At 74.8% G+C, this 15,198-nt stretch carries 10 protein-coding genes and 1 pseudogene; 9 read left to right on the forward strand and 2 right to left on the reverse strand.

Going from position 1 to position 15,198, the window contains the following annotated elements; translation table 11 throughout:
• Nucleotides 1–122 precede the first annotated feature (122 nt).
• The 5 genes and pseudogenes from IF651_RS06210 to IF651_RS06230 all read left to right on the forward strand — a co-directional run.
• Nucleotides 123–410 (forward strand): annotated as a pseudogene (locus tag IF651_RS06210) (integrase core domain-containing protein); the annotation flags it as partial.
• 361 nt (nt 411–771) lie between these two features.
• On the forward strand, nt 772–1,803 hold the full coding sequence (locus IF651_RS06215) for a hypothetical protein (protein WP_191828251.1): 1,032 nt from the start codon (nt 772–774) through the stop codon (nt 1,801–1,803).
• Nucleotides 1,804–2,369: 566 nt separating this feature from the next.
• Entirely contained in the window at nt 2,370–3,473 is a 1,104-nt protein-coding gene (locus tag IF651_RS06220; protein WP_191828252.1) for a pirin family protein, read from the forward strand.
• A 9-nt stretch (nt 3,474–3,482) separates the two neighbouring features.
• On the forward strand, nt 3,483–4,307 hold the full coding sequence (locus IF651_RS06225) for a DUF5926 family protein (RefSeq protein ID WP_191828253.1): 825 nt from the start codon (nt 3,483–3,485) through the stop codon (nt 4,305–4,307).
• A gap of 105 nt (nt 4,308–4,412) precedes the next feature.
• Entirely contained in the window at nt 4,413–5,306 is an 894-nt protein-coding gene (locus IF651_RS06230) for a glycosyltransferase (RefSeq protein ID WP_338403805.1), read from the forward strand.
• Here IF651_RS06230 and IF651_RS06235 read toward each other — a convergent pair.
• The gene (locus IF651_RS06235; RefSeq protein ID WP_191828254.1) at nt 5,257–9,897 is read right to left on the reverse strand and encodes a hypothetical protein; all 4,641 of its coding nucleotides are present in this window, start codon (nt 9,895–9,897) and stop codon (nt 5,257–5,259) included. The two genes, IF651_RS06230 and IF651_RS06235, sit on opposite strands and share 50 nt — an antisense overlap.
• Before the next feature lie 72 nt (nt 9,898–9,969).
• Nucleotides 9,970–11,121 carry a diacylglycerol/lipid kinase family protein gene (locus IF651_RS06240; RefSeq protein WP_191828255.1) on the reverse strand — a complete coding sequence of 384 codons (1,152 nt, stop codon included), beginning with the start codon at nt 11,119–11,121 and terminating at the stop codon, nt 9,970–9,972.
• A 78-nt stretch (nt 11,122–11,199) separates the two neighbouring features.
• Between IF651_RS06240 and serS the strand changes: the two genes are divergently transcribed.
• The 4 genes from serS to IF651_RS06260 all read left to right on the forward strand — a co-directional run bounded on the left by serS (nt 11,200) and on the right by IF651_RS06260 (nt 15,165).
• The gene (gene serS / locus IF651_RS06245; protein ID WP_191828256.1) at nt 11,200–12,483 is read left to right on the forward strand and encodes a serine--tRNA ligase; all 1,284 of its coding nucleotides are present in this window, start codon (nt 11,200–11,202) and stop codon (nt 12,481–12,483) included.
• 20 nt (nt 12,484–12,503) lie between these two features.
• Entirely contained in the window at nt 12,504–13,295 is a 792-nt protein-coding gene (locus IF651_RS06250) for an HAD family hydrolase (protein ID WP_191828466.1), read from the forward strand.
• Between the two features lie 155 nt (nt 13,296–13,450).
• Nucleotides 13,451–13,891: a YciI family protein gene (locus IF651_RS06255; RefSeq protein ID WP_191828257.1), complete on the forward strand. Its 441-nt coding sequence runs from the start codon at nt 13,451–13,453 to the stop codon at nt 13,889–13,891.
• Nucleotides 13,892–13,917: 26 nt separating this feature from the next.
• The gene (locus tag IF651_RS06260) at nt 13,918–15,165 is read left to right on the forward strand and encodes an RNA polymerase sigma factor (protein WP_422110458.1); all 1,248 of its coding nucleotides are present in this window, start codon (nt 13,918–13,920) and stop codon (nt 15,163–15,165) included.
• Nucleotides 15,166–15,198: the final 33 nt, after the last annotated feature.

Below are 15,198 nucleotides of genomic sequence, written 5' to 3' on the forward strand. Positions count from 1 at the left end.
CGTCGCCCTGGCGATCAACGACCGGCCCCGCAAGGTCCTCGGCTGGAAGACCCCCGCCGAGGTCTTCGCCGAGCAGCTACTCTCGCTCCAAGAGCCCGGTGTTGCGTCGACCCGTTGAACTCGCCCAGTTCCGAGCGAAGAAGGTCCAGCGCCTCCTGACCAACAACGACCTGGTCGGCTCGATGGGCCGCTCCTACGGCGCTGGCGACAACGCCAGCATGGAGAGCTTCTTCTCCCTGTTGCAGAAGAACGTCCTGGACACCCGCCGCTGGGCCACCCGCGAGGACCTGCGCCTCGCGATCGTGACCTGGATCGAGACCAAGTACAACCGTCGACGCCGCCAACGCCGCCTCGGCAGACTGACCCCCGTCGAGTTTGAGACCATCTACTCGGCCGCAGAAGCGGCCTGACTACCGCACACCCCGACCGTCAACCAGACCGGGGGCAGACCCCGAACTGGAAGGCCTCGCGTCTGTGAACCGTAAACCCTCCACCGATCAGCGGTAGCCCGTGGCGGGGTCTGTCCGGTTTTCGGTGTAACTCGGGTTGTTTGTGAAGTCTCAGGAACATCACACCTGATCAGGAGTTGCACCGAAAACCGTACAGTCCCTTTTCGAGGCGGCCTCTCCACCAACGTTCGTCGACCCTTGGCCCTGGACGGCTCCTGAGTGCCCCGAGGGCGATCCACCCCTGAACTGGCGAGGACAGCCGAGTTACGGACGTGACATGGCCGAAACATCTACGCATTCCGGGCGTCCTACACTCCTGCGCATGGAAGCCGTCGTCGCGGGCCTCGTGCCCGAGCAGTACGCCGGGACGCACGTCCTCGCGCTGCCCCGCACGCGGGGGGTGGCGCGCACGTCCGTGGAGACGCTCGCGCGCGCGTGGTTCCCGTCCGCGACATGGCTCACGCCGCCCGGTGGCGGTGGAGCGGCACGGCCCATGGTGGGAGCGCGCTTCCGCGGCCTGGTGCCGGCCGACGAGGTCCGCCCCGGAGAGCTCGTTCTGGCCGACGGCATCCGCCTCGTGGGACCGTTCTCGCTCACGGCGCCGCAGACGCAGGCGCTCGACCTGCCCGCGGGGACGGCAGAGGCGTTCGCGCTCCGGCTCGACGACGTCTCCCCGCGCGGGGCTCCGCCCGGCCGGACCGACGACCGGGACGGGCTCGCCCGGGCGTTCCGGGACGGACTTCCGCAGGGTGTCGAGCTGCACGCGCTCGGCTGGGCCCTCGCGGCCGCCCGCCGGGGCCGGGGTGCGGTCGTCACCGGTACCGGCGCCGTGCTCACGCCGGAGCCGGCCGCAGGCGTCGACCTCACCCTCTACAGCGCGCACCCCCTCTCGCCCGAGGACGCGCTGCGCGTCCTGGGCACCATGGTGCCGTCGAGTCGCGTCCAGTCGGTCGAGCCGCGCGACTCGGGACCACCCGACGCGGTCCTCGCCGGCGCCACGGCGTACGACGGCGGGGTGCAGCTCTCGATCCGGCGTGTGGCGGAGGTGCCCGTCGCGCTCGGGGCGCTGGACTGGCGCGACTACGGGCCCTTCGCGTACGGGCTGACGTGGCAGCCGCTCGACCCCGACGAGCTCGACGCGGAGCGCCCGACGGGCCTGCACGTGATCGCGCGAGCGCGGGTCCGGGTGCTCGTGGCCCGCCTCGCGGCGATGCTCCAGGGCAGGATTGCGGGAACCCTGGTCGATGACGGCGGCTTCGTGGTGCACGAGCTCGACCTCGACGAGCGGCTCTCGGAGTCGGCGTCCGTCCACACCCGCCCACCGCGGCCTCCGCAGGCTGTGCGGTCGCGGTAGCACGCAGAGTGAACCGGGCGTGTCGCGGCGATGGCCTGTCCACAGAATTTATCCACAGGGCTGTGGGCAACGTGGGGGTCCTGCGCCACAGCCTGTGGGTAGACCTGTGGAGGCCGGGTCCCGGCGAATGACACCCGTGTGAGGTCTTGCAGGTGTCCCGAGGCGGGACTAGAAACGACCGTATCGGCCCGCACGGGCACACCACGAGCAACGACGATCGGCGACGAGGCGAGGGCGAGCAGTCCTGCCGTCGGGCCGGGACCCGTTCTGGTGGTGCGCGCGCCAGGGCACGGTCGACGGAGAACGGCAGGGGCTCCGCGGTCACGGACCGCGGGCTGTGCGCGACGGCGCAGGTCCCTGCCGGACCCGGAAGGCCGACCGTGACCGACACCGCCAGGAGACGGGTAGGGATCCACCTGCTCCCGCGTGAGGTGTCGGGTTGCCTCGTCGTCGGGCGGCACCCTGCGGGCCATCGGCCCGGGGGGCTCGCGGCGGACGGCGAGGCCCCTCGGGATCCTGCTCCGAGGGGCCTCGTCCCATGTCTCGCACGCGTCTACGCTCGGGACATGAGCAACCTCGAGACGCGGCCGGCCGAGCGGGTGTGCAGTGCCGCCACGAGCGAGGACGCGGGCCGCGTCGAGGTCCTGACCCACCGGGACGTGCCGCTGGGCGGCACGCGCGCGATGCGGGTGCGCCGCACGATCCCGCAGCGGGCCCGCTCGCTCGTGGGCGCGTGGTGCTTCCTCGACCACTACGGTCCCGACCCGCTCCCCGCGATCGGCGACGGCACCGACGGCATGCAGGTCCCGCCGCACCCGCACACGGGCCTGCAGACCGTCTCGTGGCTGTTCGCCGGGGAGATCCTCCACCGGGATTCGGTCGGCTCGCTGCAGACCGTGCGGCCGGGCGAGCTGAACCTCATGACCGCCGGCCGGGGGATCTCGCACTCCGAGGAGACGCCACGCGGTGAGCGGCCTCCCGTCCTGCACGGCGTGCAGCTGTGGGTCGCCCTGCCCGGCGACCGGCTCACGGACCCGCCCGCGTTCGAGCATCACGCGGACCTCCCGGTCGCGACGAGCGGCGGCGCGCGCGTGCAGGTCTTCCTCGGCGAGCTCACGGTCGCGGGCAAGGCGCTGCGCTCGCCCGCGACCGCGTACACCCCGCTCGTGGGCGCGCAGCTCGACCTCGAGCCCGGTGCCCGGGTGACGCTCGACGTGGACACACGGTTCGAGCACGCGCTCCTCGTGGACGACGGCGCGGTGCGGCTCGAGGGCGACGACGTCCCGCCGTCGTCCCTCGGGTACCTGGCCCCCGGTCGGCGCACGCTCACGGTGGAGGCGGGGGGCGACGGCCCGGGGCGGGCCGTCCTCGTGGGCGGCGAGCCGTTCGCCGAGGACGTGGTCATGTGGTGGAACTTCGTGGGCCGCTCGCACGACGACGTCGCGCGGGCCCGCGCGGACTGGCAGGCGCAGCTCGTGGTGACGGGCGACGACGGCCCGCACCACGGCGGGACGCGCTACGCGGCCGACGCGTCGTCGGGCCGGTACGGCGAGGTCGAGGGGTACGACGGCGGGCCGCTCCCCGCTCCGGTGCTGCCGGACGTCCGCCTGCGCCCGCGCAGCAGGCCGGCCGCCGGCCCGCGATCCCACCCTGCGGGCGACGGTCAGTAGACTGCCCGCATGGCCAAGAACTCCACGCCCGACTTCGTGCTGCGCCCCTTCGAGGGACTCCCCGGTGAGACCGACTGGGTCGCGATGCGCGAGGTGGTCCCGTCGGCCACCGCGACGGCCCGCACGACCGCCGAGCACGGCTCGCGCGACGTCGTCGTCGTGACGGTCCTGCCGGCCGGCTGGGCCGCGCTGCACCGCCAGGACGGCACCGTCCTGCTCGCCGTCCAGACCCTCGCCGGCTCCGGCGACACGAGCCGCGACCTCGCGGCCGCGCTGCTCGAGGCGATCGACGCCGAGCCCGGGACCTCGATCGAGACCAGCGCGCTGCCCGACGCGGGACCGCGCCTCCAGGACGTCCTCGACCCCGACGTCCCCTTCGACGTGACCGTCCACGAGGACTTCGCCTACTGGCTGGACCCGGACACCGAGATCACCGACGACGTCCAGGCGTCGCTCGACCAGGCCGCGGAGTCCATGGTGCCGACCGTCAAGATCGACGCCGTGCCGTCGGCCTACTGGTGCCGCATGTCCCGCGAGTTCCTGCGCTGGGCGCGCCCGGAGCCCGAGGACGCGCTCATCGACGCGATCTCGCGCCTCCACGCGCGTCGCGAGTCCGGTCTGGCCGGCGGCAAGCTCGTCGGCGCGTTCCGGTCCTCGGGGCTGCTCGTGCCGGTGTGGGAGCTGCCCCGCGGGACCGAGGCGGACGAGCTCGAGGAGCCGCTCGCCGAGCTCGACGCCCGCCTGACCGAGGCGCTCGCCGTCGAGGAGCCGCTCGACGCGAACGAGCGACGCGCGCGGGCCGGGATCGTCTCGCGCCAGGTCACGCTGCGCTGATCGCCCCGCGGAAGGCGCGGGGGTCCCGTGGGGGATTTCGGGACGCGGTACGGAGAGTTTCCGGCGTCGTCTGCGGGCAACTCTTTGCCCTATTAGGCTAGGGGCGTGAACGGCGACCATCCGGCTCTTGACGAGGACACCCCACCTTTGCCCGCTGCGGAACGAGACTCGACGACCGGGACGGCCGACAAGAAGCCGCCCACCTTCCTCACGGCCTCCGGCACGCGTGCGCGCACCCCGCGCCCTGCCGCCGCCGGGGCGCGGGGCGGGCGCGGACCGCGGCAGCGCGTCGGCGTCATCATCCCCGCCAAGGACGAGTCGCGGCGCATCGCCGCGACGGTCCGCGCCGCCCGGGCGATCCCGTACGTGGACCTCGTGCTCGTGGTCGACGACGGCAGCGAGGACGAGACCCAGCACGTCGCGCGCGAGGCGGGCGCCGTCGTCGTGCGCCACTCCCACAACCGGGGCAAGGCCGCGGCCATGGAGACCGGCGCGGCCGTCGTCGCGATGCGCGACGCCCCGGACCGCGCCCCGCGGCTGCTGCTGTTCATCGACGGCGACCTCGGGGAGACCGCGGTGAACACCGCGCCGCTGGTCCCGCCCGTGCTCGACGGGCACGCCGACGTCGCGATCGCCCTCCTCCCGCCCCAGCCCGGTGCCGGCGGCCGGGGGATCGTCGTCGGCGCGGCGCGGCGCGCCGTCCACACGATGACGGGGTGGACGCCCACGCAGCCGTTGTCGGGCATGCGCTGCCTGACCAGGGAGGCGTTCGAGGCCGCGACACCGCTGGCACGCGGCTGGGGCGTGGAGACCGGCATGACGATCGACCTGCTGCGCAAGGGCTATGTCGCGGTCGAGGTGCCGTGCGACCTGCGCCACCGCGCGTCGACCAACGACCTCAAGGGACAGATGCACCGCGCTGCGCAGTACCGCGACGTGCTCGTCGCGGTCAACGCGCGGCGGGTGCGCTCCGCGGTCGAGAAGGTTCGACCGGGCTGACGACGTCCGGCTCGCCGCGGTCGCGCGGGACCGCCGCGTCCAGCGCGGCCACGGTGAGCAGCGGGACGGCCAGCACGAGCGCGACCAGCGCGATGCGGACCCCGAAGTCGTTCACGAGAGACCCGGCGACGCACACGATCCAGAGCCCGAGCAGGGTCGGGCGCACGAGCGGCCACGCCTCCTCCGTGCGCGCGAACCACGTCGGGGTGAACCGGTGCGGCGCGAACAGCACGAGCGCGGCCGCGACCAGCACGAGGACCGTGATCCACACGGGGACACCGCCCAGCACCGAGCGCAGCGCGTAGCCCGCCTTGCGGGCCAGCGTCTCCCAGGCGGACCCGTCCACGACCTCCCCGACGAAGCGGCCCAGGTGGGAGCGCTGGTCGGACGGGCGCAGGTAGTCGAGGACCCCGACCAGGGCGACCGCAGCGACCCCGACCGTCCCGACCAGCAGGAACCGCGGCCACGTGACGCGCGCGCCCGACGCGACGATCCCGACGACGGCGAACGCCGGCACCACGACCAGACCGCCGCCCAGGTCCGCGCCGAGGGTCGGCCACACGTCGACGACCATCGTGACCGCCCCGATGGCGGCGACGACGGTCGCGGCCAGGCCGCGTCGTCCCCGCACCACGAGCCACTGCGCGAGCACCCCGGCGAGCACGAGCGCGGCGACCGCGTAGACGGAGAACGTGGGATTGCCGAACCCGTAGAACCGGGCGCCGAACGTCGGCGCCGAGCCGAGCGGGCTCGCCCGGTTGAGCGGCGTGCCGATCAGCGCGTCGAGCGTCAGGACACCGAACGTGATGCCCGCGATCATCCCGGCGCCGGCCCACGCGGGACGGCGGGGAGCGAGCGCTCCGATCCCGGCGACCGTCGCGGTGGCGAGCACCGTGGCGAGGACCATGGCCAGCATCTGGCCCGAGAACCGCCACCACCCGGCGAGCGAGACGAGGAAGGACGCCGCCGGGACGGACGCGATCACCAGCGCGGCCCCGTACGCCCACGACCGGGCCCGGCCCCAGCGACGCTGCGCGTCGTCCCCGCTCGCCCGGGCGGCCGACCGGCCGAGGAGCAGGCAGAGCCCGGCGACGGCGAGGCCCGCGTAGAAGGGACCCTCGACGAACCACGAGTACACGGTCCGGCGCACGTGGTCGCGCGTCGTGAGGTCGGCGAGGGCGCCGGCCGTGGAGGTCGCGTCGGCGGGGCGGGCCGAGCCCCACGCGAGCGGCGTGTCCTGCACCGGCTCCGGGACGTCCGTGCCGGCGGCCCTGAGCACGGTGGCGGGGACGTCGAGGACGCGCGCGACGCCGTCCGTGCGCGTCGCCGCGCTCGTGAGGTACCGCGCCTGGTCCGGCCCGTCGCTCGTGGGCAGGGCGAGGGCGACGCCCAGGACCGGCCGCGTCCCGGGGGTGCCGGCGAGGTCGGCGACCAGCACCGTCGTCCCGGCCGGGACCTGGTCCAGCACGGCGCCCACCGTCGCGTCGACCGACGCGACGCGATCGAGCCGCAGCTCTTCGCGCTCCGCGGCCGGGTCGGCCACCGTCAGCGTCGGGTCGAGGGGCGGGGCGGTCGCGTCCCCCGCGTCGACCACCGTCACGGGGCACGCGAACGCGTCCCCGGGGCCCGTCGCCACCTCGAGGTCGCGGTAGCGCGCGACCTGGCCGTCGGCGTCGGCCAGCGCGACCGCCGCACCGGGGCCGACGGCGGTCGCGCACGCCGCGCCGCCGCCGCTCGCCAGCGCGTCGCCCAGCACACCCAGCCGCGTCCGGTCGCCGGCCTCGGCCTGCAGGGTCTCGAGCTCGTCCCAGCCGGACACCCGCGCCGCGTCCGCCTCCGGGACGGCCTCCGGCGTCGGGCAGTCCCACGAGCCGTCGGCGGTGCGATCCGTCGCGACCTCCGTGAGCTGACCCGCGGAGAGCGCGAGCCAGCCGCCGACCGCGCACCGGCTCGACCCGCCGGTGGGTTGCGCGAGCCCACCGGCACCCGCGCCGTCCGTCAGCAGCCGGGCGAGCGTCGGGGTGCGGCCCTCGTCGACGTCGGACCACGACAACCCGGTCGTGCCGATGACGACCACCGGTCGGTCCGTGGCGATGGCGTCGGCATTCGTCGCGTCCGCCTCCGCCCCCGCCTGGGTCGCGGCGGTGGCCGAGCGCACGCTCCCGCCGCCGGCGACGCTCCCGGCGAGCAGCACGACCAGCATCAGGGCGCCCCCCACGGCGACGACCATCGTCGGGACGCGCTGGACGCCGGCCTCGCGCGGACGCGGCTGCTGGGCGGGGTCCGCGGCGGCGGTGAAGCCCGGCACGATCATCGCCGTCGCGACGACCGCGACCATGACCCCGATGATGACGCCGGAGTCGTTGAGGACCGACCCCACGCCGGCGACCACGACGAGCGCGACGACGAGCGGACGCAGCAGCGACCACCGGTCGTAGGCGCGCGCGACCTCGGGCAGGCGGCAGCGGTCCGGCCGGAGCACGGCGAACGCCGCGAGCGCGACGAGCACGAGCGCGACCGCGCCGGCCGGGTTCGCCACGGTGGTCCACGCACCGGCCGCCTTGCGACCGATGACGTCGAGCGCGGCACCGTCGACCAACGTCTGCACGAACCCGCCGAGGTGCGAGGTGTCCCCGGGCGCGAGCCAGTCGACGACGGCGACGACGGCGACGACGGCGACCGTCGCACCCGCGACGGCGAGGGCGCGCAGCCAGGTGATGCGGACGCGCCCGACGAGGAGGGCCAGCACGGCGAACGCAGGCACGAGGGCGAGGATCCCGCCGAAGTCCGCGCCGAACGCGGGCCAGCCGTCGATCACGACCGTGACCGCGCCGACCGCGACGACCAGCCACGGCGCGAGCCGCGTCCGCCCCCGCGCGACCGCCGCAGACGCCGCGCCTGCCGCCAGCACGAGACCGGCGACCGCGTACACCGCGAACGTCACGTTGTTGAACCCGTAGAACCGGGTGAAGCCCACGACCGCGGACGTCCCGAGCAGCGAGGCCTGCTGCAGCGTCGTGCCGGTCACGCCGTCGACGCCGAGCACGAGCCACGTCACGCCCGCGAGGCCTGAGGGCAGCGCCCACGGGCTGCGCGGCAGGAGCCGGGCACCGAACCACGCGACGAGCGCGACGACCACGGTGCTGACCGCCAGCGCGAGCGTGAGCGCGGCCGCCGGCGAGCTCCACACCCACCAACGCGACAGGCTCGCGAGCGACGCCGCCACCGGTGCGGCGGCGACCACGCACGAGACGGCTGTGACGAGCCGCGTCCCGCGCGCGCCGGGGCGGGGCGGGCCTCCTCGGCGCGCGGCGGCGCGCCGGACCCACAGGGCACCGCCGAGCGCGACGACGAGCGTCGCGACGAGCAGCCCGACGAGCACCGGGTAGATCGTGGGGATCGTGCTCGTCAGGACGTTGACGTACTGACGGTTCTCGACCGTGCGGGCGACGTCCATGCGGCGGTCGTCGCCCAGGCTGAGCTGCGCGCCGTCGAGCCCCTCCGTGTCGCCGCCCGCGTCCGCGACGACGGTCGCGGCGAGGTCGACGAGCTGGACGATCCCGTCCTTCTGCGTGCTCGGCGAGTGCAGCCAGCGCGTGCTCGCGTCCCCGGGGCGCCAGTCCACCACGACCTGCAGGCCGGGCTCGCCGACCGGGTCGGCGGACACCCCCGCGACGAGGACGCGCGACCCGCGCGGCGCCTCGTCGACGACGCGTCGCAGCGCGTCGTCGAGCTCGTCGAGGCTCGTGCCCCGGTCGGTGCCCGTGTCGATCAGCTCGCCCTGGTCGATCACCGTCACACCGCACTCGGCGAGCGACCCGTCGGCGAGGTCCGCGAGATCGGGCACGTAGCGGTCGACCTGCCCGTCCGCGTCGGCCAGCATGAGGGCGGCGCCGGGGCCGACCGCCGTCGTGCACGCGCTCGCGTCCGCGAGCCGGGACCCGACGGTCCCGGGCGGGAGATGGGTCGCCGACGTCGCGGTGGCGTCCGGGGGCGCGACCAACGTCTCCCAGCCGGGGACGGTCGCGCTCGTGGGCAGGTCCGCGGCGGCGTCCGTGGTGGGGTCGGGCACGGTCGGGCAGCCCGACGTCGCGGTCTCCGGGTCGACGTCGGCCGGGTCCCGGTCCTCCTCGGGCGACGGCGTCGAGACCATCTGCCCGGCGGACAGGGTGAGCCACGCGTCGGCCGTGCAGCTCGTGCGGCCGACGCTGAGCGACGCGACCGAGCCGGTGCGGATCATCCGCCACAGCGTGGGCGTGGCGGACGGGGAGACGTCGCTCCAGTACAGCCCTGCGAGCGCCACCAGGACGACGGGCGACGCGTCGGTCGAAGTGCCGACCGCGGTGCCTGTCGCGGTGCCGGTCCTGGCGGCGGGGGCGGGCTGGGCGGCAGGTCCCGCGGTCGAGGACTGCGCCGAGCGTGGCAGGGCCGTCTCGGCTGCCTCGCTCGCCTCGGCGGGCTGGGCACCGGGCAGCACGGTCGACGAGACGAGGAGGGCGAGGGCCAGCGCGACCGTGCGAGCCGTCGACCGACGCCCCCGACGTGCGGGAACGCGCGGACGGCGCGCGGGGTCGGCAGCCGGGGACGTCACGCGACCAGCCTACGGTGGCGAGGTGTCAGGACGGCCGGTTCGGAGGCCGGTCACAGCCTCCGCACGGGCCGCTCACGCGGTCCGCACGACGAGCGCGCCCGCGTCGACGCGGGCCTCGAGCTCGACGGCGGAGCCGAGCATGTCGCCGTCCACCTGGGCCTGCTCGCCGCCCTCGACCCGAACCCGCACGCGTCGCGCGCGCGTGTGGTCGATGCGGCCGATCTTCGCCGGCATGTCGTTGCGCAGGCCCAGTCCCTGCATCACGACCTCGCCGAACAGCTGGGCCCAGCCGACCACGCCGCCGCGCGTGTCGATCGCGGCGACATCGAGGACGCCGTCGTCGATGACGGCGTCGGGCAGGAGGGTGATGCCCCCGGGGAGCCTGCCGCAGTTGCCGATCAGCAGGGTGCGCAGACGGGCGTCGACCGGCTCCGCGTCGTCGATCCGGATCCGCGCGCGCATGCGCCGCCCGTGCAGGTGGCGCATGCCCGAGACGAAGTAGGCCATCCACCCGACCTTCGCCTTGAGCCTGGCGTCGGTGTCGGCGACCATCGCGGCGTCGAACCCGAGGCCTGCGATCACCAGGAAGATGTGCTCCACGCCCGTGTCGCGGGGGAGCGCGTCGAAGGCGACGTCGGGGGCGTCGTCGGACGCACCGCCCGCACCGTCCGCACCGCCCGGCGCGTACTCGAGGACCTGCACCCACCCGACGTCGACCGGTCGGTCCGACCCGGCGATGACGACCCGGAGCGCGCCGGCGGGGTCCGAGACCGGGAGGTCGAGGTTGCGCGCGAGCAGGTTGCCCGTCCCCAGCGGGACGAGTGCCATCGTGCGGCCGCTGCCGACCATCGCCTCCGCGACGGCCCGGACCGTCCCGTCCCCGCCGACGGCCACGACGACAGCCGCGCCGCGCGCGAGCGCCTCGCGGGTCTGGCCGACCCCGGGGTCGGCGACCGTGGTCTCGAACCACAGGGGTTCGGGGAGCGCCGCCTCCGCGAAGGCCGCGCGGACGGTCGCGCGCAGCCCGACGACGTCGGGCTTCGACGGGTTGGCGACGAACGCGATGAGCTCTCCGGGCTCCTTCTCGTGCTCGGCCGCGTCCGTCAGGTGGGCGTTGTCCGCGCGTCGCAGCCGTGCCGTCTGCGCGTGCAGGCCGATCGCGACGGCGAGCGCGGCGAGCGCCACGACCAGCGCGGCGATCCCGATCCACAGCTCCCACTCCATGAGGCACACCGTAGCGGTGCGGGCGTCGCGGTCGCGGCGCCTGCGCCGTCCGCCGACGCCGTTCGTTAGGCTGACGGCGTGATCGACCTCCGCCTCCTGCGCGACAACCCCGACCTCGTCCGTGCCAGCCAGGTCACCCGTGGCGACGACCCGGCGCTCGTGGACGCCGCGCTCGACGCCGACGCGCGGCACCGTGCCGCGCTGTCCGAGTTCGAGACCCTGCGGGCGGAGCAGAAGTCGCTCGGCAAGCAGGTGGCGCACGCGCAGGGCGAGGAGAAGGCCGAGCTGCTCACGCGCACCAAGCAGCTCTCGGCCGACGTCAAGGCCCGTCAGGCCGACGCCGGCGCCGCCGACGACGAGATCAAGGACCTGCTGTACCGGATCTCGAACATCGTCGAGGGCGCTCCCGCGGGGGGCGAGGACGACTACGTGGTCCTGCGGACCGAGGGGACGATCCGCGACTTCGCCACCGAGGGCTTCACGCCGCGTGACCATCTCGACCTGGGGGAGGGGCTGCGCGCGATCGACACCGAGCGCGGTGCCAAGGTGTCCGGTGCTCGGTTCTACTACCTCACCGGGATCGGTGCGCGGCTCGAGCTCGCGCTGCTCAACGCGGCGATGGACACGGCGCTCGCGGCCGGGTTCACGCCCGTCATCACGCCGACGCTCGTGCGCCCCGAGGTCATGGCCGGCACCGGTTTCCTCGGCGCGCACGCCGACGAGATCTACCGCCTCGAGAAGGACGACCTGTACCTCGTCGGGACCAGCGAGGTCGCGCTCGCGGGCTACCGCTCGAACGAGATCGTCGACCTGTCCGACGGACCCCTGCGCTACGCCGGCTGGAGCGCGTGCTACCGCCGCGAGGCCGGCTCGCACGGCAAGGACGTGCGCGGCATCATCCGCGTGCACCAGTTCCACAAGGTGGAGATGTTCTCGTACTGCGACCCGGCCGACGCCGCGGCGGAGCACCAGCGCCTGCTCGGCTGGGAGGAGCAGATGCTGCGGCTCGTCGATCTCCCGTACCGCGTGATCGACACCGCCGCCGGGGACCTCGGGTCGAGCGCCGCGCGCAAGTTCGACTGCGAGGCCTGGCTGCCCACGCAGGAGCGCTACCTCGAGCTCACGTCGACCTCGAACTGCACGACGTTCCAGGCTCGGCGCCTCAACGTGCGCGAGCGCGTCGAGACCGACGGCAAGACCGAGACGCGGACCGTCGCGACGCTCAACGGCACGCTCGGGACCACGCGCTGGATCGTCGCGATCCTCGAGAACCACCAGCAGGCCGACGGGTCGGTGCGCGTGCCCGAGGGCCTGCGCCCGTACCTCGGCGGCCTCGAGGTGCTCGAGCCGGTGCGCGCGTGACGGGTGGCCACGAGGAGCCGATGCTCGTCGCGCTCGACATCGACGGCACGCTCCTGTCGTACGACCAGGAGCTGTCCCAGGAGGTGCAGGACGCCGTCGGCGACCTCCGCGCGCAGGGCCACCACGTGGTCCTCGCGTCGGGCCGCTCGGTCGTGGCGATGACCGGTGTCGCGGAGGTCCTCGGGATCGACCGCGGGTGGGTCGTCGCGTCGAACGGCGCGGTGACGGTCCGGCTCGACCCGGGGGCCGCGGACGGGTACGTCGTGGAGGAGGTCGTGACGTTCGACCCGGGCCCGGCCCTGCGGCTGCTGCACGAGCACCTGCCGGACGCGCGGTACGCCGTCGAGGAGGTGGGCGTCGGCTTCCGCGTGACGGAGGCGTTCCCGGAGGGCGAGCTCGGCGGCACGCTGCGCGTCGTGCCGTTCGACGAGCTGTGGACGCACGAGGTGACTCGCGTCGTGGTCCGTGCGCCGGAGTCCACGAGCGCGGACTTCCACGAGCTCGTCGAGCACCTCGGGCTCGACGACGTCACGTACGCCGTCGGGTGGACGGCGTGGATGGACCTCGCGCCGCTGGGCGTCACCAAGGCCACCGCGCTCGAGCAGGTGCGCCGCGCGCTGCACGTCCAGCCGCACCGCACCGTGGCGATCGGCGACGGGCACAACGACGTCGAGATGCTGGAGTGGGCCGCCCGCGGCGTCGCGATGGGCCACGCCGACGCCGCGGTCCAGGCGGCGGCGGACGAGGTCACGGGCAGCATCGCCGACGACGGCGCCGCCGCCGTCCTGCGCAGCCTCGTCACCGCGAGATAGAACCGCCCGTCGCGAGACAGAGCTCGCGGCGTCCTGCCTCGCGACGTGCCGTTCTCTCTCGCGGGTCTCGGCTCGACCGTGTCGAGAAACCGGGGTCGGCTCCGTCGTGGGGGTGTGAGTGCCGAGCCGCGGCACGCGAGAACTGAGGAGACATCATGACCCGGTACCTGCTCGTCACCGACTTCCAGTCCGGCCCCGACGAGACGCCGATGGACGAGTGGAAGCCCGAGGAGATCACGGCCCACCTCGACTACTACCGTGCGCTGACCGCGGAGCTGACCCGCAGCGGCGAGCTCGTCGGGGGCGAGATCCTCACGGGACCCGACCTCGCGAAGGTCGTGCGCTCCGACGGCGCCGCGACCGTGGTGACCGACGGTCCGTTCCAGGAGTTCAAGGAGTGGGTCGCGGGGTACCAGATCGTCGAGGTGGAGTCGCAGGAGCGCGCGCTGGAGATCGCGGCACTCGTCTCGGCCGTGCCCGGTCGCGACGGCGTGCCGACCCAGCAGCCCATCCAGGTGCGGCAGGTCATGGACGACTCGCCGCTCGACGCGGTCGAGATGGCCGGCTACCTGGACACCGCCCGGGGCGAGCGCTGAACGTCCCCGCCGCCGTCGAGGACCTGCTGCGCGACCTCGCGCCGCAGGTCCTCGGCGTGCTCGCCCGCCGGACCGGCGACTTCGGCGCCGCCGAGGACGCCGTCCAGGAGGCGTTGCTCGCGGCGGCGCAGCGCTGGCCGGCCGACGGCGTCCCGGATCACCCGAGGGCCTGGCTCGTCCGCACGGCCGAGCGTCGGCTCGTCGACCGGTGGCGCAGCGAGGCCGCTCGCCGCGACCGGGAGGTCCGCGCGGCTCGCGAGGCCGTCGAGGCCCGTGCCGAGCCGCTCGGGCCGCTCGGGCCGCTGGAGCCCGGGACGGGCGGCGGCGACGCGGACGACTCGCTCGTCCTGCTGTTCCTGTGCTGCCACCCGGTGCTCACCCCGGCGTCGGCGATCGCGCTCACGCTGCGCGCGGTCGGCGGCCTGACGACGGCGGAGATCGCCGCGGCGTTCCTCGTCCCCGAGGCGACCATGGCGCAACGGATCTCCCGGGCGAAGGCCAGGATCGCGGCGTCGGGCACGAGGTTCGAGCTGCCCACGCCGGACGAGCGTGACGCCCGGCTGCGCAGCGTCCAGCGCGTGCTCTACCTGATCTTCAACGAGGGCTACGCCGCGAGCGCGGGGACCGCGCCGCAGCGCGCCGACCTCACGGCCGAGGCGGTGCGCCTCGCCCGCATGCTGCGGGGTGCGCTCCCGGCAGACCCGGAGGTCTCGGGGCTGCTCGCCCTCCTGCTCCTGCTCGACGCGCGCCGCCCCGCGCGCACGGACGCGGACGGCGCGCCCGTGCCGCTCGCCGAGCAGGACCGCGCGCTGTGGGACCGCGACCTCGTCGCCGAGGGCACCGGGCTGCTCGACGCCGCGATCGGTACGGGCGCCGTGGGGGAGTACCAGCTCCAGGCGGCGATCGCGGCGCTCCACGACCGCGCCTCGCGGGCCGAGGACACCGACTGGCCCCAGATCCTCGCCCTGTACGGGCTGCTCGAGACCATGACCGGCAACCCCGTCGTCACGGTCAACCGCGCGCTCGCCGCGGCCATGGTCGACGGACCGGAGGCCGGGCTCGCGCTGCTGGACGCGGCCGCCGACCGGCTGCCCGACCTGCACCGCGTCGATGCCGTCCGTGCCCACCTGCTGGAGATGGCCGGAGACGTACCGGGCGCCGTCGAGCACTACCGCGCGGCGGCGCGCCGTGCGACGAACCTGGCACACCAACGGGACCTCATGTCACGAGCTGCCCGCCTCACCGCGACGCCGACCCGCGAGATCGACCCATAGGTCGCGAGATCGACCCTCGGCAGGTCGATCTCG

The sequence above is a fragment of the Cellulosimicrobium arenosum genome, from assembly GCF_014837295.1.
Taxonomy (GTDB): Bacteria; Actinomycetota; Actinomycetes; order Actinomycetales; family Cellulomonadaceae; genus Cellulosimicrobium; species Cellulosimicrobium arenosum.